Here is a 20,735-nt window from a genome sequence, read left to right as displayed (position 1 = left end):
ATAAATGGAAACAATAAAATTTGCGCAGCTATCACATTATTGTCGAAAGATGTCGATAACAACTATTACACAGATAATGAACAACAAGGAGAGACATCAATGAAAAAAATGTTCACGAGCTTGAGGTTCAAGCTGACGATTATTATCCTGATTCTCACACTGGCCCCTCTTGTCAGTCTTGCTGCGATCCAAATGGATCAATTCAGAAGCCAGCTTACCACCAGCATTAACGAGAAGGAGATTGCACTTGCAGAGAGTAATGCGGCTTCCACAGACCGCTGGCTCGATTCGAAGATAAACGCTGCACAGAAGCTGCTGACCGGCATTCCAAATTTCCATGAGCTGGACGTCCTTGGGCAGTTCACTGCCGCACAAGCGATCTTTAGCACAGATCCGGAAGTTGCGATGACGATCGTCGCCAATGCGGATGGTCTCATTCCGGCAGAGGACGGAACATTTACCGATGTATCGGACCGTCAATATTTTAAGACAGTCAAAGAAACGAAGGAGCCCGCTATAAGCGACCTTCTCGTTATCAGAGGCTCTGAAGATCTTGGGGTTACCGTAGCCGTGCCTTTCTTCGATGAGCAAAATCAGTTTCAAGGCGCCGTTATCAGCGTGGTATCCGTTGAAGCCCTGAAGATGTCCTTTGAACACATTAAGATAGGCGAGACCGGGTTTGGTGTTCTCTTGTCCCAAACCGGACTTCTGATGTACCACCCTGCAGAAGACAAGATCAACAAGACCTACCAAGAAACGTTTAAGAACGAGAGTGCCCTGCTGATGTTTGATAAAATGATGACGGAGGAGCGCGGCCTGGCCACCTATGCTGATGATGCAGGCATAACCAAGGTTGCTGCCTATGCTACCGTTAAGAAGACAGGCTGGAAGGTCCTCGTGACCGTCCCGGAAAATGAAGTATTCGCTGGACTTCGCAGCAACATCGACAAAACTATGGTACTGCTCGTTTCCGTTATCATAGCAGTGTTCCTGATCGCGATCTTAACTGCAGGATTCATTGCCAAGCCGATCAAGCGGCTGTCTGATTTTGTCAACGTTATGGCAGGAGCAGACTTCACCCACTCCCTGCCGGCCAAGATGCTGAAGCGCAAAGATGAGATCGGACAGCTTGCCACCTCAGTCGAACAGATGTCCGACTCCATTCGTGCGGTGCTGAGCCAGGTGGCTGACGAGACAGCGAACGTCAAAGTGACTATTGGCGAATCGACATCCAGCATGGGCGCGCTGGCCTCGCAGGTCGAGGAGGTATCCGCAACTACCGAGCAGATGTCAGCAGGCATGCAGCAAACGGCAGCAATGGCCCAGCAGATGAATGCTACCTCGAGTGAGATTAAGGATGCTGTAAATTCAATTGCGGTTAAGGCACAGGACGGCTCCTCCATGGCAGATGAAATTGCAGAACGTGCCCAGCATTTGAAGGAATCCGCGGTATCCTCCCGGAATTCCGCGCAGGACATGCGCAATGCCATCGACAGCGAGTCGAGGGCTGCCATTGAACAGGCGAAGGCTGTGGAGCAGATCCACATCCTGACGAACTCCATCCTGCAGATCACCGCTCAAACGAATCTGCTGTCTCTTAACGCAGCGATTGAGGCTGCCCGTGCCGGAGAAGCTGGCAAAGGCTTTGCTGTCGTAGCCGGAGAAATCCGCAAGCTGGCCGAAACATCGGCCCAGACTGCCAGTGAAATTCAGAACGTGGCGGGCCGTGTCATGGATTCGGTCACCGCTCTGACGAGAAGCTCCGAGAAGACGCTGACCTTCATCGATGAAACGGTGATCCAGGATTATAACGCGATGGTTGCCAATGGCGAGCAGTATTACAAGGACGCCGAGTCAGTTCAATACCTTGTGACAGATTTCAGCGCAACGGCTGAGCAGCTGCTGGCATCCATTCAGAATGTAGCGCAGTCCATCCAAGAAGTGACCGGCTCTAACAATGAGAATGCTGAAGGAACACAGAACATTGCTGAGAAGACAACGGAAATGCGTGTCCAATCCGAGCAGCTGGCCCAGCTCATGCTGCAGACAGAGGAGACAGCAGCCCAGTTATTAGCAGCTGTGTCGAAGTTCAAGGTTTAAGAATATACGCCCATAATGAAGAGGGAGCAGCTGCCGCATGCAGTCTGCTCCCTCTTATGTTAAACAATTAACTCTATTCCATTTCGTCCCCCGTCTCCTCAGACCAATAGGCCTGCTGCGCAACATGAATGGATTCCAGCTTGTGCATACGGAACAGAAAATCCGGCTTATGCTTGATCATGCTGCTTCCCAGGTCCAAGGAGCGCAGGTTCTTCAGCTTCTCCAGCTCAGCGGGCAGCTCTTGGATGGAGCTGTATTGAATCGTTAGCTGCTCCAGCTGCTTCAGCTCCCCAATCTCGGGCGGAATACGGTCAAGACCGATCTCCTCCTTCGGCTTCGGCCGCCAGCCGGGAGCGGGACGATCCGAGCTGCCGCAGCTGATGCTGAGCTCTCTAAGATTCTTCAGCTTGCCAATGGATGCAGGAAGGCCCTCCAGATCAGCGGTCATGATCCGCAGGCGCTCAAGCTTGCTAAGCTCAAACACCCCCTCCGGAAGCTGATACAAATCCTGCTCGAAAATCTCCAAATCACGAAGCTCGGTGAGCTCCCTGATTCGCTCCGGCAGCTCTGTCAGCCGATGACCGCTTACATACAGCCGGTCTGTCTGGTGCTTAATGGCATCCTCCAGCAGACAATCCAGGTCCCGGTGTGCCTCCAGCTCCAGGAATAGCCCTGTAATGCGTTCCATTAACACGACGGCTTCTTCTTCCGTTATATCCATCCCATACGTATCTTCATGAACAACCGAATACAGATAATCTCCCCCGCCCTCTCTCAGAAAACACAAGTCCTCCGGCAGATCAGGATACACCCAATCCGACAGGCGGTTGGCGGCTTGCTTCAGCACGGCTCCGCTCTCTTCACAGCATGCATAGATGTAGTAGGTTCCTTCAGTATAAAAGGCACTGCTGTACGTCTCCATCATCTGTCTGATTTCTTCCCTATTACTGCCAGGAAGCTTGATCGTCTCCACCAGGTAGGGCTCCAGCGCCTCCAGTATAGGATTGTACCGGCGCCACCCGCCATCGGCCGGAAACCTTCCTTTTTCCCCAAGCACAAACCGCTCCGAATTCCGGACAGCCAGATCAATGACCTGCCTGTAAGCTTCGCCCCTTGGATCTGTGTACATTCTCAAACCGTCTACTTCCTTCCTTCATGCAGATAGATCTTACTTGCCTGTATTATTTTCTAACGCTGACATACTGTTGTCACTGGGCCTCCCATATACTGATTATAGATCGTGAATCCGAAAGCCAAAGGAGATGTTCCTATGCCAAGCTGCGTAACCATGTACGAGTATCATGCCTGGGCCAACCAAACCATGCTCAACCGGATCGTTGAACTGCCTTCAGGGGTATACAATCAGGAAGTGAAGAGTATTTTCCCCTCTGTCGCCAAGGTAATGGCCCATATATACACAACAGACTGGACCTGGCTGACCATCATGAAAGGCACGCCGATGACCGAGGCTATGAAGCTTGCGGGACCCCATGAGGAAGAAGCGCTGAAGGCAAGTCCCCAGGAGCTCTCGGAGCTGTTCAAGCTTCTGTCCGCGCGATACCAAGAATTCTTCAGAAGAGAGACGGATCTTAATCGGCTGCTCCTGCTCGATAACCCCTACACAGAGGTGAAGGAAATCAGTCTGGACCAGATGGTCATGCAGGTGATGAATCACGGAACCTATCACAGGGGAAATGTCTCTGCTATGCTGCGTCAGATGGGCCATGCCTCGGTAATGACGGAATACGCCCTGTTCTGGTACGCTGGCGGAACGCCGAACGCTGCTTCGGCTGTCGGCGGAGGCCAGGGAGGTCATACATAAATTATAAGTGATTAGAATATAAAAGAAAGGCCGATTCAACCCTATGCTAAGTAACAGGGGATGAATCGGCTTTGATCAACGTAGTGTTTTAAGCTGCTTTAAGTTTTATCCCAGTGGAGGTTGTTACAGGCAGGGGGTTGTGAATAAAAGCCTTAGTTCCCGTACCCATCTGCCCCGAATCGTTGCTCGAGCCTTTTACATACAGCTTGCCGCCTATAATCCAGTACATGTTACTGTCATGCGCTTCTGCATAAGCAACATTTAAATATAATTTCTCAGCCTTAAGCGCATAGGAGTTGAACCCCATAACCAGCATCTCATTGCTGCTCGTAAGTAGCAGCGCACCGTTACGAGACGCCGTTATCGAACGATACTTCAGTTTTTTTCCAACACTCGTATATTCACTGTCAGTAATTCGGGTCGGTTCATTCGTAACATTGGTCGGAACGGTTAACTTACTTTTAACTTTCATGCCGAGCTGTCGTGCGGTATTGTCACCCCAGGCCCATACATCCCCGCCTTTATCCAGTGCAAGCAGGTAGTCACCATTCGCTCTTGCGGCAGCAAGAGTCGTTATGTTACGAAGGCCATTTAGCTGCTTTGCAGAAATTGGATCACCAACTGCGGTCTTTTTCCAGTACGATACCGTGCCATCCTTGCGCAGCGCATAACCATATTGACTGCCCATGGCAATAGAAGTGGCATCTGAAATTTGGCCAACGATGCGAACACTGCTTTGCTTAGTGTCTGATGTCTTGCTGCCTGCAATATTAGTCACCTTATCAATCAGATACACTTGTCCTGATACACCCAGCACAGCTACATTGCTTTCAAAGACAGATATGTCCTTAATGTTCTCCGGTATAACTGTGATCTGCTTTGGTGCTCCAGCTGACTCAATGCCAAACTGCTTCAGGTTGCCCCAGCCATACAGCGTCCCTTTCTGGTCCAGATATAGCGAAAACCCTTCTCCCGCAGCCAGTTTCTTTACACCCTGTGTCATAATGATATGTGTTGGACTCAAAACTTCCACACGTCCACTACTATCAATCTGTTTGCTCTCATTGCTGCCCCAGCCGTAGATAGAACCTGCACGGTCCAACGCGAGGACGTGCTTGCTGCTTGTCGTGACACTAACAGCATTTGATACCTTGCTGATCATTACGGGAGAGGAAGGAACAGGCACCGCTGCACTGACACCCAGCTGCCCGTGGTGATTGTTGCCCCAGCTTACCAAGTGGCCTTCAGCGTTCACTGCAAGTATATGGTCCGGCGAGCTGAATCCCGACTCCCCGCGTACGACTGCCTGCATTCCAGTCATTATGGATACCGGCTCAAAACTAAATCTTCTGCTCTTTTCTGTCCATTCATGATAGTTTCCGTTGTCGGCCAGTACATACGGGCTGTTATTAAACACAGCAGCAATACCTATTTCGACTAAGGCCGCCTCTACGCCTGAGCGATCCTCTTTAGATACATATGACCACAATTCCGCGTCATTACTCACCAGCAATGGATAGTTACTGTAAGTTGCAATTTGGCGAATAGGCGGGAATTCTTTGAGCTGCTGGGGCTTGTCCACTCTGCTAGAGCTGCCAATATTACTCAAATCCCCCCATGCCCATACCTTTCCGTTATTCTGCAGAGCTAGATATAAGGGTCTGTACAAGTTGGGATTCGAAATCTTTATACTTGTAATGCCCGATAACCCAGGAATTTTCTTGATGGTGATAACAGGGGGCGGATATTCACCGTTTACTTTGTGTACACTGCTGTTGACAGTCCAGCGATAAAGGGTGCCATCCTGCTTTAGAATGAGCCCATCACCAAATTTATCAACCGCAATTTCCCGTACACCCGACATTTTGCCGATTCGGACAGGGGCACGATCAATATTTAGGGGGTTCCACTGCCATATTACCCCTTGTTTAGTAAGAAGCGCACCGCACATACCAGTAGCGTCGATCTGGATAACATCAGGGATGGTAGAAATTACTTTAGGCTGTCTCCATGTGACATACAGGTCATCGGGGACCGATTTGTCAAACATCCCCGGCACATCCCCCCAGCCCCACAGCTTTCCTTTGCTGTCGAGGAAAAAAGATACCGAATTACCGGTAGCGAGACGCTTGGCAAGCTTTTCGGCTTTCTCGCCCATTTTCCGGGCAGTCTCAGTCGAGACAGCAAGCTGGGTTTTGTCCATACTTCTTGCGTAACTGTCGTTACGAGTAAACAAAGCAGGGTTATCCGACTTTAGCTCAATCGGGAGATCATAAGTACGTGCTGGTTTATTTCCGTATTTGTCCTTTACCTCAATACTCAGTCGATTATCTTTTAACTGCTCCGATTTAACTGGTGGTGTTCGCAAACGAAAATATCCATTCTTATTCACCGTTCCTTTAATTTCGGATAACTTAGTATCCACATATACCTTTCTTCCTTGCACTATAGTAAATTCCCCCGTGCTCAGTTCAACCGTCACTTCTTCTCCCGTTACTACGGGATCTCCCAATACACCGTCAACCGTGAGGGTGTTGTCGTCATGCTGGATTGCCCTAAAATTAATATACCTCCCTCCTTTGCCCTGGACGGAAGCCTGGCCGACCGGGATAACTAATAATACAGCTGCCAATAAGAGGGATAGCCAACCTTTTCTCATACTTTCACTCCTGCGCTCACAATATTTACCTACGGAGTTATTATCGGCACCAGGGGATAGATTCTGAACCGGAACCGATCTCACCTCATCACTCTGCCTGCAACCATTAGGCACAGATATAGCGAGTTACGGATAATACAGCATCTGTCATAACCGTTAGAGTAAAACTTGCACAAGCTGGCTATGTAATGGAGAATGCATACGCCAGAAAAATGAAAGTTCCGCCCACTAAAGTGAGCGGAACTCTCGTTTGTACCCAGAAGTAGCCTTATTCCTTGCGGTCCACGTAGAAGTTCTTGTCTCCGATTACCAAGTCCTCACCCTTGGCCCGCTTGGTGTTCTCCAGCACCCCGAAGAATAACTGCTCCCGCCTGCCGTCATTGAACGCCAGAATAATCGTGTTGCCCGAGATACGGTAGGTTCCCGTGCTCTCATCGCCCGATGCCGAATTGGTCACCGCTGATCCCGTATCAAGTGTGCCGAGCGAGAGGTCCTCGCTCTCGAATGTACCATCCCGCTTAAATACTAATAGTTCGGTCCAAGCGGTAGAATAGGTGGTTATCCCCACCATGCCCGAGTACCCCTTATGGACATACTCGCCGCTTAGCGTCATGCCCTCCTTGACTGGCTTGACCGGGTCCATCACGACATCGTTAATCTTGAGCTTTCCATCCTTTGAAATACTGACGGAATAGGTCTCGCCGCCGTTAACCTTCATCTTGCCATCTTTGATCGTGTACGTCTGACAGCCGTCCCGCTTGCAGTCAATCGTCTCGGGTCCGCCATGCGGCGGCAGCCCGACGAACACCTTACCGCCTGAGAAGAACGTGAACATATCGATACACAGGCCGCCGCATTCATAGCCATACATGTCGGCGCGCATACCGGTGTACATCCCCTGCAGCTTGCCTAGCTCGGGCTTGCCGCTTGCGGCCTTGTACTCTCCACTGCCATACTCGGCCGGCTTGCGGCCGTCCGGCTTAGGCGTCGGAGATGCCGGAGTGTCCGCCTTGCCTTCTGGTGAAGCGCCTGAGCTGTCGCTGTCACTTGGCTTTGGCTTTTTCGTATTATCGGGCAATTCTGCAGGCGTGGCATCTGGCTTCTTAGCCTCATATTCGGACAGCTTCGCCATCATCTCTTCCTTTGTTACGCCAAGCATCTCCAGCATCTCTTCCGTTATAATTGTAATTTCACGGTGGACACCATCCCAATAGACGATGGCCCCCGTCGCTTCCCCGATAAACCGCAGTGGAACCATTGTGCTGCCATCGATGATTGAGGCCGGCTGCTCAAGCTCCACCGCCGAACCGTTCACCACAGCTGTCTTCTTATCAATCTCCAGTTCTATGGTAAGACCAGGCTTCGTTCCCGTCACGAGCTTCCGGCTGCTATCCCATGCTACGTCGATTTTCATAGCCTCAAATAACGGGCGGAACTGAACGAGCGTTGTGCCCTTTACGACAACCGGCTCCACATCAAACTGAACCTGTGCCAAGTCAACGAAGACCGTGATTGGCGAAGCAGCCTCTGCCCGCTTAGGGATGAACAAGGATAAAGCACCATAAGTCAGCACCAGAACGATCAAGCATGCGATAAGCCTCTTCCACAGCGGCCCGCCCATTTTCCCGGTAAAATTTAAATTAGCAGCCTTCACAACCGACAACATCCGCATCCTCCTCTGCATGTTCGCAAGTTAAGATGCTACTATCGTACACAACGCTTCCACTCGCTGCCAGTTAAATCTTCTTAAGGTTTCATTAATACATTCTCTGTCCACTCTATTTCCTCAATTCACCCGCTCGAAAATCCACTGCTGCACTGTATTGTTCAGGTCTGACCACTGCCCGACATTGACGCCGTCCTCCAGGCCGCCGTTCGTGACATCCAGATTCTTGCCGCTGTTGCGGTTGCGAATCTCGAAGTACTGATTGTTCGTGGAGATGAAGCTCCACTGCTGGTTCAGCCCGCTGTTGTCCGTATACTGCGCAACATTCGCACCATCGGCTGTTGACCTGCCTGCCACATCCGCTACCTTGCCGCTATGGCTGGCGCGCAGCTTGAAGTAGCCGCCGGCCACCGGATCAAGCGCCCAGCGCTGGTCACCCGAACCGTTGTACGTCCACTGCAGAATGTTAGCCCCATCCGCCGTCGAAGCATTGTGGATAGCCAGCACTTTGCCGCTGTTGCGGTTCCGGATACGGTAGAAAATATCCCCCGTCCCTTCGCCAGAAGGACGCGCAATAGCTGTTGCCGGATTAACCGGCGCACCGAACACCGGCGTATCGCCGTTCCAGTTCACCTTCTGAATCCGGGTTGTCCGCTGGTCGCCGCAGCCTTGGCCGGAGCCGTCATTGGCGTGGTAGACGATCCAGTCTTCCGTGCCGTCCGGCGATTTTACGAAGCTGTTATGCCCCGGGCCGAACACGCTGCTTGTTTTCTGAAAGACAGGGTTCGGATTCTTCGTCCAGTTGCTGGCTACTGTCAGATCCGCATTGATGTTGGCCGTCAGCAGTCCGAGCTTGTAATCGTCGGTCCAGCAGCCGCTCGCCGAGAACGTCATGTGAACCTTGGAGCCGTGCGTAATGAAGGCCGGTGCCTCATTAACCTGCCCGCCGGATGTTTCCCAAGCGTTAGTCGGCGCAGAGATCATCGTGCCCCGTCCCTGAATCGCTGTCGGGCTGCTCATCTTCGCGATCATGATGCGCTGCGGCTGACCCGGCGCAATCTCGGACCAGGCGATGTACAGCTGTCCGTTAATGTTCGCCACCGTATGGTCGATCGACCAGTATTCGGCGGTATCCCGCAGCTTGATTGGTGCCGACCAGCTGCCCTCCAACGGATTTGCGCTTGTGTTGCGGATGACCCACATCCGCATGTTGGCATTGTTCGGCTCGCTGCTGCCCGCGGAGAAATAGAGATACCAGGCCCCGTTAATGTAATTCAGCTCAGGCGCCCAGATATTATTGGAATAACAGTTCGCTCCCGCGCAGTACGACTGGTTCTTGGTGAAGACCGTCTTGCGGGTGCCATTCCCGATTCCCGTCAGCGATGAAGAGCGGACGATATCGATTTTGTCCCAATTCTGCGACGTATGCACAAAATAATAATAGCCGTCCGTATGCCGCATGACATGCGGGTCAGCCGATGAATACGGCGCCACCGGATTAATGAAGGTCGTTGAAGCCGCGCCCGCCTGCAGCGGAAACACGCCAAGCCCAAGAACGAAAGCCAATACGAGCATCAGCATCTGCCTGCTCTGTCTTCTCATTATTTTATTCCTCCCCATCATGTTCTTCATCTGTTCAGCCAGCCTAACATGCAGACCAGCATACTGTACGGCCAGAACCATCCAAACCGCTACAGCAGGTTAACTGCCCTGTTCAGCTGTTCCCTTTCTGTTCAGCTGCCTCCTTTCTTATTTTTGTGAATACGCTTACATTTTTGTTACAGTTATATTATACCGGACACAAGAGGAAAATCAACCAGGAATTAACTAATTAATGCTTTTGCTAATCTGATTGATTGGCCTCTCATTTCGAAAACCTGCAAATGTGCATCTATATACCTGCTAAAGTAAGTTCAAGCGAGAAATGCCTGCGAAAGTGCATCTTTTTCGAGTCCCCAAATGCCTGCCTATCTCCTCCCTGGCTGAATTCCTGCACATTTGCAGGCTTTGCGTTTCCCTTCCGACGATCTATATTAAAGCCTGCACAATCGCAGGTTTATTTGAGGCAGTGGCCTGTGAAGGCTATCAGCTTAAACCAAGCCGCTCTCAACACTCAACAATTCATGCCTGCACACAAATAATGACGGCCCTTCTTGCATGTCTGGTCAATTCACACCCCTGTCTCGGTCTCCAGATCGGTCCGCAAGCCCGTTCTGGTATTCCAGCTTTGCCGCCTTATGGTTCCGCGGAACATAATATTTGCCAGCAGAAGTATTGGAGCCATCACGAAGAGAATGAATTTGAAAGCACCAGACAGACCAAAGAGGTCTGCTAGAAATCCGTACGCCGAATTACTCAGCATGCCTGTTACGCCGACCATAAAGTAAACAAACGATAATGTTGACGACCGGTATGCAGGTTGAATGGACTGATTGAGCAGCGAAAATTTACTGGCCGTATACATGCTCATGATCAGCGTGGACAGCAGGAAGAAGATTAATACGAGCCACCCACGGCTCGACACAATGCCATAAACAGCACCTAGAGCGAGGAAGGGGAGGATAGCGAGTACCGCTGCACCTGAAAGATAACGGCGAATTCGAGGCAGAATGAAATAGGTCATAAAAGCACCGGCAATAAAGCCCATCGTTGCAAAATAACCGATTTCTTCATTCGAAAACCCGGCGTCCTTCAGGAAGACAGGCAGGAAATTTTCGAGAGGAATATGTACCGCATCAATAGCAAAGCCGAGGATAACAAAATAATAAATAATCCTGGAAGCAAATATAGGCCTTAGATTATGAAGAGGATGCTTCCTCAGCAAGCTGGGATCCGCGTTCTGCTCCACGTTCAGACCTTGAGGAACCGATACGAACTTCCAGAGAAGAACGAGCGACAACAAACATGTAAAAGCACTGCTGCAAAAACAAAAGGCATAGCCGGCAAACGCTGACATCAGACCGGCACCGAGAGCAGATAAACCCAGAGCGATTCTGTAAAACAAGCTGTACAGCGCACTGTACCGGTCTTCATAGCCTGCGGGAATAGAATCGAAGAATAGAGCATCAATGGCCCCGGAGATTAAGCAGTAGCCGACCGTATGAAGGATAATGACCCCAACGACAACCTCGGCGGAATCCATATATAGAGTAAATATGCTGCAGCGGATAACCCGAGGCCGATCATCACGATGTTCTTCCTGCCCCAGCGGTCTGCAAGCAGTCCTGACGGAAATTCCAGCAGCATCTTGCATGCACTCCGTACCGCAAAGGCCAAGCTGATGGTAACGAGCGACAGGCCGCTTTCCGCCAGGAATACGGCAAATATAAGTGTGAAAAAATTGAGTTCATACAAAAAATCAATAAGTATAAGCCAGCGTGCTTGGACAGTCTGTTTATTGATCATAGACGTTGCTCCCCCGGAAAGATGGTTGCGTTAGTAAGGCACTGCTCTATCAGTTGTTTAACAATTACTCCAGTATTATACATACCTGCACCTAATAGGTTTGTTAAAATAATCATATCCAGCAAAAACAGCCCGCCCCCGGATACACCCGGGACGGGCTGTCTCTTTTACATCTATCAGCTAAACACTGCCTACACCATTACCTTGCAAATATCGTTCGTGAACGCCACCGGGTCCTGGATCGGCAGGCCTTCGATCAGCATCGCCTGGCCGTACAGCAGGTTCGTGTACAGGCTGAGCTTGTCCTTGTCGTTCGCATACGCTTCCTTCAGCGACTTGAATACCTCATGGTTGACGTTGATCTCGAGGACCTTGTCCGCCTTGATTTCCTGCGAATTCGGCATCGCGTTCAGCACCTTCTCCATCTCAATGGACAGATCGCCTTCGGTGGAGAGGCAGACCGGATGCGACTTCAGACGCTTGGACGCCTTGACCGCCTTCACCTTGTCCGCCAGGATCGACTGCATGTGCTCGAACAGCTCCTGGTTGTCCTTCTCCTCCGCCTCGTTCTTCTCCTCGCTGCTGTCGGGCTCGATGCCAAGATCGCTGCTCTGGACGGATTTGAATTCCTTGTCCTTATACTTCATGATCATCTTGATGGCGAACTCGTCCACATCGTCGGTGAAGTACAGGATTTCGTAGCCTTTGTCCGCAACCAGCTCGGTCTGCGGGAGCTTCTCGATCCGGTCAATCGAATCGCCTGCAGCGTAGTAGATGAATTTCTGGTCTTCCGGCATGCGCGATACATACTCGTCCAGCGTAACCAGCTTCTTCTCCGCAGAGGAGCGGAACATCAGCAGATCCTGCAGATCGTCCTTGTTTGCGCCATAATCGCTGTACACGCCGTACTTCAGCTGTCTGCCGAATGACTGGTAGAACTTCTCGTAGTTCTCGCGCTCGTCCTTCAGCAGGCTGAGCAGCTGGCTCTTGATCTTGTTCTTAATGTTCTTCGCGATCAGCTTCAGCTGGCGGTCATGCTGCAGCATTTCCCTGGAAATGTTCAGCGACAGGTCCTCGGAATCCACCATACCCTTGACGAAGCTGAAATAATCCGGCAGCAGGTCGCCGCATTTGTTCATAATGAGAACGCCGTTCGAATACAGCTCAAGCCCCTTCTCGTACTCCTTCGTGTAGTAATCGAAGGGCGTATTTTCCGGAATGAACAGAATAGCATTGTATACGACAGCGCCGTCCGCGCTGATATGAATATGCTTCAGCGGCTTGTCGAAGCCGTAGCGCTTCTCGAAGTAGAAGTTCTCGTAGTCCTCAGTCTTCAGCTCGTTCTTGTTCTTGCGCCAGATCGGCACCATGCTGTTGACCGTCTCTTCCTCCACGTACTCCTCGTATTCGTTCTCCGCGCCTTCCTTCTGCCGGGACTTCTTCACATCCATCTTGATCGGGTAGCGGATGAAGTCCGAATACTTCTTCACGATGGAGCGCAGACGGTATTCATCCAGATATTCGTCGTATTGGTCGTCCTCGGTGTTCTCCTTGATCTTCAAAATAATATCCGTACCGACTTCAAGCTTCTCGCTTGGTTCGATGGAATAGCCGTCCGCGCCTGCGGACTCCCACTTGAACGCTTCGCCGGTGCCTAGCGCACGGCTGATGACCGTGACGACATCCGCAACCATGAACGCGGCATAGAAGCCGACGCCGAACTGGCCGATGATGTTGTGGCCCTCCTTGGCCTCGTTCTCCTTCTTGAAGGCAAGCGAGCCGGATTTGGCGATTACGCCGAGGTTGTTCTCCAGCTCTTCCTTCGTCATGCCAATTCCAGTATCAGAAATGGTCAGCGTGCGATTTTCCTTGTCCGCCTTAATGGTGATATAGTAATCCTCTTTGTTGAAAACAAGACTGTCGTCGGTCAGCGCCTTGTAATAGATCTTGTCAATGGCGTCACTCGCATTCGAGATGAGCTCCCGCAGGAAGATCTCCCGCTGCGTATAGATCGAGTTGATCATCATCTCAAGCAGACGCTTGGATTCGGCCTTAAACTGCTGCTTAGCCATGGTTTGTGTCCTTCTCCCTTCACATTGGAAAATAAGACGACGTTAGCTGCTGGGTTACGCTTGTCCTATGAAGCCAGCCTTCTGGGCTGGTGCTCTATGCTATACGTCTGTTAGCACTCTACTATCCAGAGTGCTAACCCTTCCTTTTATATACCATAACCCAAAAAAAGCTGTCAACCGGGTTTCTATCCGAAATCGGTGGCAGCTTGTTTAACTAGCAGGAACACTGGTATGTGGAGTGGCGGGACGGATTACGTAAGATGAACAAAGGTACTCGGGTTGGAGCGAATATAATTGGCGATCCTGGTGTGGCTTTGCTCGGATACTGCAAGAAAACGTTCATACAGACCATTAATCTTACGGTTCAGCTCTTCGTTTGCGTCCAGATCACTCATGGAGACCTGCTGCAGGGTAATTCCCCGGTGCCGGCATTCCGCCTCCACCGCAGCCTTGGACTCTTCCAGCAGCATCAGCATATCCTCATCCGTGAAGAAACGGATTCCGCTCGTCACCCCATCCCAGTAACCCGGGGTGTCCAGCAGATGGGCGATCCATCCGTAATACTCGGCAGCCGATGGCTTGGCATGATCATACAGCACCCGGAACATGCATGCCGCACGCTGGGCATCGCTTAGCTGTCCCATTGCCTGCTTCTTGACCTTAGCATCCCGGCCCCGGACGAACATCAGCGTCTGTTCCACGCACAGCCAGCCCAGGCGCTCATCCTCAAGCCGGTCAAACTTTTCCCTTGTCATCGTTACGATCATATTCGCGCATCCCCTCCACCACTAAGGTTACCTTAGTTGGAAGGATTGTGCAATTGATACAGACACTATTCTATCCCGCCTGCTCTCAGCCCCTGATACCAATATAAATGCTGACAACCGCTTCATCTGGTGTCCACTTGCTGAAATCATACAGCTCGTAATCGCCCGCATATGTACGCTGCTCTACTTCGGACTGGTTGAAATAGGACCAGATATCCTGCCAGGCTTCTGCTGTGACCTCCCATATTGGCCCCTTGCGCGTAGTAAATTCCATGTAGCTGCCAGAGGGAACAGACACTCTTGCCAAGGCGGGCAAAGACGCCGTCTCCTTCGGCAGCTCCTGCAGCAGTTCGGAAGACTCATGCCCGATCAGAACAGTGTAAGCGCCGCTAGCATCACTCTCGTAATCCGTATACAACGCGTACACCAGATGCGGATTGTCCACCGCCGCACCTCCCAGCTGTCCGCTTTCCAGATACTGCTGCCACAGCTGAGGGAGGCGGCCACTGCCGGCTGCTTCCTCTGCGTTCGTTGTCCTTGCCGATAAACCGATCAATGTCAGGGATGCTCGTTCAACATATTGGGTGTTCATTAATGATCTGCCCTCTTTCCTCTTGTTTACGAACAGTATAAAGGAGCAACACAGACAGCTTTATGTCCAGTTTGCAAGCAGCCAGCCGAATCTTCGCAAGTCATCGCAGCGCAGCGGATAGTCCCTTTATTCATACTGCTGCAGCATCAGGATGGCCTGCTGCCTTATTTCCTCCGCTAGCGAGGGCGGATGCAGCACCTTGACCTGGGCACCGAAGCTGAGCAGCATGGAATGAAACCAGTCATCCACAGGTAGACAGGCCTGCACCCGGCAGGAGCCGTCTGCTTCATAACGGATCTGATCCGGGCGGAAAATATCCAGAACCCGGTGTAGAGCTTCCGGCCTGTAGCAGAGGATAACCTCTATCTCAGTATGTCCAGACCATTCCCGCTTCCATCCGATTGTTTCCAGTTCAGGAGGATTCCTCATTATGAATGTCTGCTGTTCTAGCACGGGTTCCATTACCCGCGACAACCGGAACAGACGGTAGTCCTCGCGTAAGGTGCAGTATGCTTGAACGTACCAGCTGGACCCTTTCATAATCAGCGTATATGGCTCAACTGAGCGGAAGCTCTCTTCCCCGCTTCCATCGAGATACCGCAGTCTCACCCTGCGCCGCTCCCTGATCGCCTTGCGAAACAGAATAACTTTATCTCTATTCAGCGGCCCCTGGCCCCACGGGTGAAAATCAAACACCAGTTCAGCCGAATGCTTATCTCCGTCCTGCTCATCCGTCTTCGTGAGAAGAGCCCTGATCTTCTCCTCCAGACTGGCGAATGTCCGGTCATCAAGCGCATAATGCATCCCCTTCAGGGCCGCCAATAGAGAAGCAATTTCCCTGCCTGTTACAAGCTGTCTATCCAGCGTAAACTGCTCCATAATTTCGTAGCCGCCCGCCGCACCTTGATGCGAAACAATCGGCAGCCCCGCCATGCCCAGCGTCTCCATATCGCGGTAAATAGTCTTCATGGTTACCTCGAACCGTTCAGCCAGCTCTGCCGCCGTCACACGCTTTCGCCCCAGCAGCAGCACGGTTATAGCCAGCAGCCGGTCGATCTTCATTTCCCTTCGCCTCTTTCTGTATGTAAGCATGACAAGCAGGTCTCCCTCTCCGGTAAACCCGCTTGCCTGCCGCTGTTCTGCAGACCAGAGCCTAATGTATGCCTGCCGGGATTTGGACAGCCGTTGTTACGCACCGCTGCCCGGTGGGGTTTTTGTTCTCCGAGGAACCGGTTCAGGCAGATTGAGCCGTGCTGAGGAACCAATGATGTAGCTGGAGGTTCCGGCAGTTGCTGAGTTTACGTCTCGGCTTGATATCAAAGTCATCCTTGTGAATGTAAGTATCAACGCTCCTCCTCATACTGTTCGATCGCAGACCGCAAAACACTCCGTATTATCGACTCGACCACCAGAAAAAGCCTTGTAGGACAAGGGATGCCGGCATTTTCTAATAAAAATGGTTCGCATAATATATTGTAATACGAAAAGGCCACCATCGCTCTAGATCCGAAGGTGGCCTTTCATGCCGATATGTAACTGATTCCCAAGTTTAATATTCACCTAGCAAAAAAAGAATACCTGATTGGACGGTCTGTGGATAACTTGGCGTATGCTTACAGATTTTCGGGGATAATTTACGGAAATGTCCCATATTTGCTGGGGTTCGGGGGAATTCAAGCTATTAAGAATACCCTTGTGTTCCTCCGTCAATTCCATTCGCTGTAAGATCGTACCAGCGACAGAGCGAGAATCGATCAGATGAATGCGCTGGAACAGATTTCGTACATCACGCCACATCCTGCCTGTTTTGTTCTCAACGATTCGGATCAGCATCAGTCCAGCCAGCAAAGAATCACATACGAGCGAATACGATCGTCTTTTCGATGGTAGACGGGGCCAGCGACTGCTTTAGCGTTCGAAACGCGGCTACGACTTTGAGAAGCTGTTTGTAGCCGAGCACGACATCCTCAGAAGAGAGCGTATCGTCTGATGTCTGGATCAGATACTTCCCGCCTAGGCGTTCCATGGCTTTGACGGCCTGCTTGTCCATTCGCAGCTTGCGCACCTCTCCATCGCCGATTGTAATATCTTTGGCGGAATGAACAAGGGCTACCTCGACCGTCGGTTTGCCGGAAGACAACTTCTCGCCAATGATGTAATGACCACCGGACTACTGGAAAATGCGGAGATTCGCTTCAGACGAGACCCCGCGGTCTGCCACTGAGATGACTCGCCCGGGCTTCCAGCCGATCAGATCCTTCTTTACCTTAGGCACCACGCTCATGTCTGCGGTGTTGCCTGCCCAGGCCCACCAGCGGACAGGAATGCCATCCCGCGTTACGGCGAATCCAATGACAACTTGTGGCAAGTCTGACCGATCCTTGGAGTAGAGCCATGTTGACGAAGTGATTCCTCGTCCGTCTCCTCGGTCTCGAAGTAGGTGGATGTTGTGTCAAAGAAGCGTAGATCGACTTCGAGATTCAACAAGTCAGCAACGGAATGAAGCACTTCCCGTTGGATGTCCCCATCTGACTAGACGAGAAAGTCCATCGCACGATTAGCCTTGTTGAACATCGAAAGTTGGTGATCCAGGAATGACGACCTCTTGGACCCCTCTCTTCCGCAGCAAGCTTACTTGATGCCGCTGGTTGTAGGCTTAGATAAAAATAAAAGATATAAACCAACCCCCAATTTAACCGCACCATCAGCGATACCGAAATAAATGAAAGGAATGCTCGCCATGATCATTCCCACAACAGAAATAAAAGAACAAAGTGTGCCGACTACGAGCATGGATTTTCCATGGACATAGTAAAAAATGAAAAAATGCAGCCCTGTAGCAAGAAACGCTCCCAACCAAACCATTCTCCAATTTTGTCCAGGGATAAATGGACCCGCAATCAAAAAAATCAAAATTCCAAGGAAAATAACCGCGATTATTCCGGTTTTATCCTGAAACAGGGAGCTGTCCCCTTGCGAAAGTTTGTTCTGAATATACCGATTCCCAAATGAAACATAGTAACCAATTATATATCCTGGAATGAAAATTAAAGGATTCACCTGAAAAGATCCGCCAAAAGTAGTAGCCATAGTAATCACCAAGCCAATAATTATAAACCAAAGTCCGCAACTACGCTTCTGGTTGAACGTTAGGACGGCACCTCGACCATAACCTAGTTTTTCAAGCATCAAATCCTCCTTTCCCCCCGCTTCTACAATTCCACATTTATAACCCCGTATCGTTCGAACCAGATCTCAAGGATCAGTATTACGTATTTGCGGATGGGCAAAGGCTTTATATATCTCTTGTGATCATCGACTGGTACAGCCGCAAAATTATCGACTACGAGCCCTCTAGCACATTGGAGAAGGCCTTCCGTCCTGAAAGGCTTGGAACGTGCACTAGGGCGCTGCCAGCCCTAGATCATGAACAGCGATCAGGGCAGCCATTTTACGAATGCCGATTACTTAGATTTGTTGACGAAACATCAAGTGAAAGTGTCCATGGTTGGTAAAAGCCGAGCGCGGGACAATGCCGTACTGAACGTTTCTTTCGTTCGCTCAAATACGAGGAAATCTATCTGAACGAATACGAGAATCCCCGCGCCTTGCGTAGAGCGATTATGGTCTATCTACGATTTTACCATATGGAGCGTCCCCATCAGTCACTTGGATATGCCAAGCCGGATGAAGTGTGTATACGCAGGCCGCTTGAATGGCCCACCACCCTATTACAATCGAAGGAGCTTATTTTTTTCGAACTTGTGTCTGACAACGGGGGCATTACAAATAACACCGAACCCCAATGGAATTCCAATATATGCGTATGTGTTTCCCATCAAAACCTCCCATCTCATTTTCGCCATACCTAGTGTCTTAATCTAAGTAAAACCGAACTCATGCTCGTTCGGCGATTACAAATACACGATAATGCGCTTCGGGATCCACAAGCGGGACAGTTAGGTCTTCAACAGATGTGAATCGTACATTGACAAAACCTTCATTCTGCAAATACTGCTTCACTTTCAACAAATCGAATGTTGTGTTGTATACCGTCTGATCAAACCGGAAATACTCCTCACTGCCTTTCATTCTCATAAACCCGGAATACCTTGTAGATCCCTTATCAAAATAGGAGTGGTATTGTCTTTTCGTAATCAACAACTTATGATTATCTTCATTGATGGTCATTCCATCCGAATGCATAAGGCCTGAACGGGTATTCAGATCAAATATAAAAATCCCTCTCTGTTCTAACGCCCTACACACACTTCTGAAGCATTGAACTAACGCATCATCATGCTCCAAATGATTCAGCGCATCATAGGTAGACACAACCATTCCAAACCTCTCGTCGAGTTCAAATCGGGTAGCATCACCTACCATAAAACAAGCCACGCCGGTCTTGATGTAGTCCTTGGCTTTGTGCACCGCATAAGACAGCATATGTTCCGACAGATCGATACCGGTTACCTTGTATCCTTGGTTGAGAAAATGAAGGCTCAGTTGTCCCGTACCACAGCACAAATCAAGAATTGCAGCGTTAGTATCGTGGATAGGCTGCCGTTTGAAGCAAGCTGCGATTCGTTCGAATATGGAGTCCGAGAAGTTAGCAAAGTATGTATTATACACTGCGGCAAAATGCTTCTCGTATTTTTCCATTGCCTCACGCCTCCTTTAAGGCTGCATGACTGCAGCATTTGCACAACGGGTCTAATACCATTTCAACGACGCTGGCTACCCCTTCGGCACAGTTCAATGTCAGTTCAGTTCCGAGGAAGACGGAATAGTTAGTTCCGAATTTGAAATATTCGTCAAACGTTACATTCATGATCTCATCGATCAGGTCATTCTCAAGCATGTTTTTCACCGCTTCTGCAAAGCTCATCCAATCATGCTCAAACTTCTGCCGCTTCTCATAGCCGCTCCTTCTGGAGGTCTCTAAACACTCTAGGCACCCTACTTTCTCAGGAATAATCACAGGACCGAATACGACGGTTTCATTAGTAAAATCCACTCGGATTCGCAACATCCTTAGCTTACGCCGCACACACTCTTGTTCCATCAGTAGTTGATTCTCTTCTGTCCATCGTCCATCCAAGTTGATCACAAACAGCCAATCCTCAGTAGACAAAGCGTCTAGAATTGCTTCTGCAGCGGGATGATCGTCTATTGAAGCCACTAATACCTGCTGGAAGGGAAATTTCTCGATGATGGAAATTTTTTCTGCATCAAGCCCCCTCTGCAAAACACCCGCCTTGCTGCTTGCAATGCGGCCTGTTACCTGGTCAACCATTCGTGCTAAGTTAACTGCAGGATATTGCTTATAAATCGTAACAGCCCTCTCTTTGGCAAGCGTCAGCAGAATCCCTTGCGTGCATCCCTCATATAACAGAATTTCACCATATAGAGATTGGACGATTTTCTTCAGCCCATTTTGTACAGTGACCGGATATTTACTGATGATGTCCTCAACCCGACCACGATTCGGACCTGTCAGCGCAGCAATAAAATGCTCAACGAATCCTCCTGATTTTCCCATTACAATCTTTCTCTTGATCCTACCATCCACTACATTGACGAATGTGAGCGTCTGATCCGTCACCTTCATTTCATATAATGGGTTTAGCTCCAAGTAACCATAAAGCATTC

The 20,735-nt window shown here is 50.3% G+C and carries 13 protein-coding genes and 3 pseudogenes; 3 read left to right on the top strand and 13 right to left on the bottom strand.

Features of this window, described 5'->3' with window-relative positions; genetic code table 11:
* Positions 1-99 precede the first annotated feature (99 nt).
* Positions 100-2,100 (top strand): methyl-accepting chemotaxis protein, encoded by a 2,001-nt coding sequence (locus DNH61_RS25315; protein WP_181438878.1) that lies wholly within the window; start codon positions 100-102, stop codon positions 2,098-2,100.
* 73 nt (positions 2,101-2,173) lie between these two features.
* Here DNH61_RS25315 and DNH61_RS25310 read toward each other — a convergent pair whose 3' ends face one another.
* On the bottom strand, positions 2,174-3,229 hold the full coding sequence (locus DNH61_RS25310) for a leucine-rich repeat domain-containing protein (RefSeq protein WP_111149741.1): 1,056 nt from the start codon (positions 3,227-3,229) through the stop codon (positions 2,174-2,176).
* Between the two features lie 141 nt (positions 3,230-3,370).
* Here DNH61_RS25310 and DNH61_RS25305 point away from each other — a divergent pair, with 141 nt between their 5' ends.
* A complete protein-coding gene (locus DNH61_RS25305) occupies positions 3,371-3,922 on the top strand; it encodes a DinB family protein (RefSeq protein WP_111149740.1) in 552 nt (183 codons plus the stop codon).
* 88 nt (positions 3,923-4,010) lie between these two features.
* Here the strand turns inward: DNH61_RS25305 and DNH61_RS25300 are convergent, their stop codons facing one another.
* The 10 genes and pseudogenes from DNH61_RS25300 to DNH61_RS25250 all read right to left on the bottom strand — a co-directional run bounded on the left by DNH61_RS25300 (position 4,011) and on the right by DNH61_RS25250 (position 18,272).
* A complete protein-coding gene (locus DNH61_RS25300) occupies positions 4,011-6,581 on the bottom strand; it encodes an RCC1 domain-containing protein (RefSeq protein WP_111149739.1) in 2,571 nt (856 codons plus the stop codon).
* 268 nt (positions 6,582-6,849) lie between these two features.
* On the bottom strand, positions 6,850-8,247 hold the full coding sequence (locus tag DNH61_RS25295; protein WP_245948325.1) for a copper amine oxidase N-terminal domain-containing protein: 1,398 nt from the start codon (positions 8,245-8,247) through the stop codon (positions 6,850-6,852).
* A gap of 120 nt (positions 8,248-8,367) precedes the next feature.
* Entirely contained in the window at positions 8,368-9,849 is a 1,482-nt protein-coding gene (locus DNH61_RS25290; protein ID WP_245948324.1) for a family 43 glycosylhydrolase, read from the bottom strand.
* A gap of 568 nt (positions 9,850-10,417) precedes the next feature.
* Positions 10,418-11,652 (bottom strand): annotated as a pseudogene (locus DNH61_RS25285) (MFS transporter).
* Between the two features lie 191 nt (positions 11,653-11,843).
* The gene (htpG, locus tag DNH61_RS25275) at positions 11,844-13,724 is read right to left on the bottom strand and encodes a molecular chaperone HtpG (RefSeq protein WP_111149735.1); all 1,881 of its coding nucleotides are present in this window, start codon (positions 13,722-13,724) and stop codon (positions 11,844-11,846) included.
* A 251-nt stretch (positions 13,725-13,975) separates the two neighbouring features.
* Positions 13,976-14,491: a hypothetical protein gene (locus DNH61_RS25270; RefSeq protein WP_111149734.1), complete on the bottom strand. Its 516-nt coding sequence runs from the start codon at positions 14,489-14,491 to the stop codon at positions 13,976-13,978.
* Between the two features lie 85 nt (positions 14,492-14,576).
* A complete protein-coding gene (locus DNH61_RS25265; RefSeq protein ID WP_111149733.1) occupies positions 14,577-15,083 on the bottom strand; it encodes a GyrI-like domain-containing protein in 507 nt (168 codons plus the stop codon).
* 126 nt (positions 15,084-15,209) lie between these two features.
* On the bottom strand, positions 15,210-16,145 hold the full coding sequence (locus DNH61_RS25260; protein ID WP_111149732.1) for a helix-turn-helix transcriptional regulator: 936 nt from the start codon (positions 16,143-16,145) through the stop codon (positions 15,210-15,212).
* A gap of 835 nt (positions 16,146-16,980) precedes the next feature.
* Positions 16,981-17,606 (bottom strand): annotated as a pseudogene (locus tag DNH61_RS27295) (IS1634 family transposase); the annotation flags it as partial.
* Positions 17,607-17,714: 108 nt separating this feature from the next.
* Entirely contained in the window at positions 17,715-18,272 is a 558-nt protein-coding gene (locus tag DNH61_RS25250; protein ID WP_111149731.1) for a DUF6609 family protein, read from the bottom strand.
* Between the two features lie 362 nt (positions 18,273-18,634).
* Here DNH61_RS25250 and DNH61_RS27290 point away from each other — a divergent pair.
* Positions 18,635-18,955 (top strand): annotated as a pseudogene (locus DNH61_RS27290) (hypothetical protein); the annotation flags it as partial.
* A 25-nt stretch (positions 18,956-18,980) separates the two neighbouring features.
* Here DNH61_RS27290 and DNH61_RS25240 read toward each other — a convergent pair.
* Both DNH61_RS25240 and DNH61_RS25235 read right to left on the bottom strand, forming a co-directional pair.
* Complete coding sequence (locus DNH61_RS25240) at positions 18,981-19,745, bottom strand: class I SAM-dependent DNA methyltransferase (protein WP_111149729.1); 765 nt, start codon at positions 19,743-19,745, stop codon at positions 18,981-18,983.
* 4 nt (positions 19,746-19,749) lie between these two features.
* Positions 19,750-20,733 carry a hypothetical protein gene (locus DNH61_RS25235; protein ID WP_111149728.1) on the bottom strand — a complete coding sequence of 328 codons (984 nt, stop codon included), beginning with the start codon at positions 20,731-20,733 and terminating at the stop codon, positions 19,750-19,752.
* Positions 20,734-20,735: the final 2 nt, after the last annotated feature.

This window comes from Paenibacillus sambharensis (genome assembly GCF_003233845.1).
Classification (GTDB): Bacteria; Bacillota; Bacilli; order Paenibacillales; family Paenibacillaceae; genus Paenibacillus_I; species Paenibacillus_I sambharensis.
This window is presented reverse-complemented; position numbering and strand designations above follow the sequence as displayed.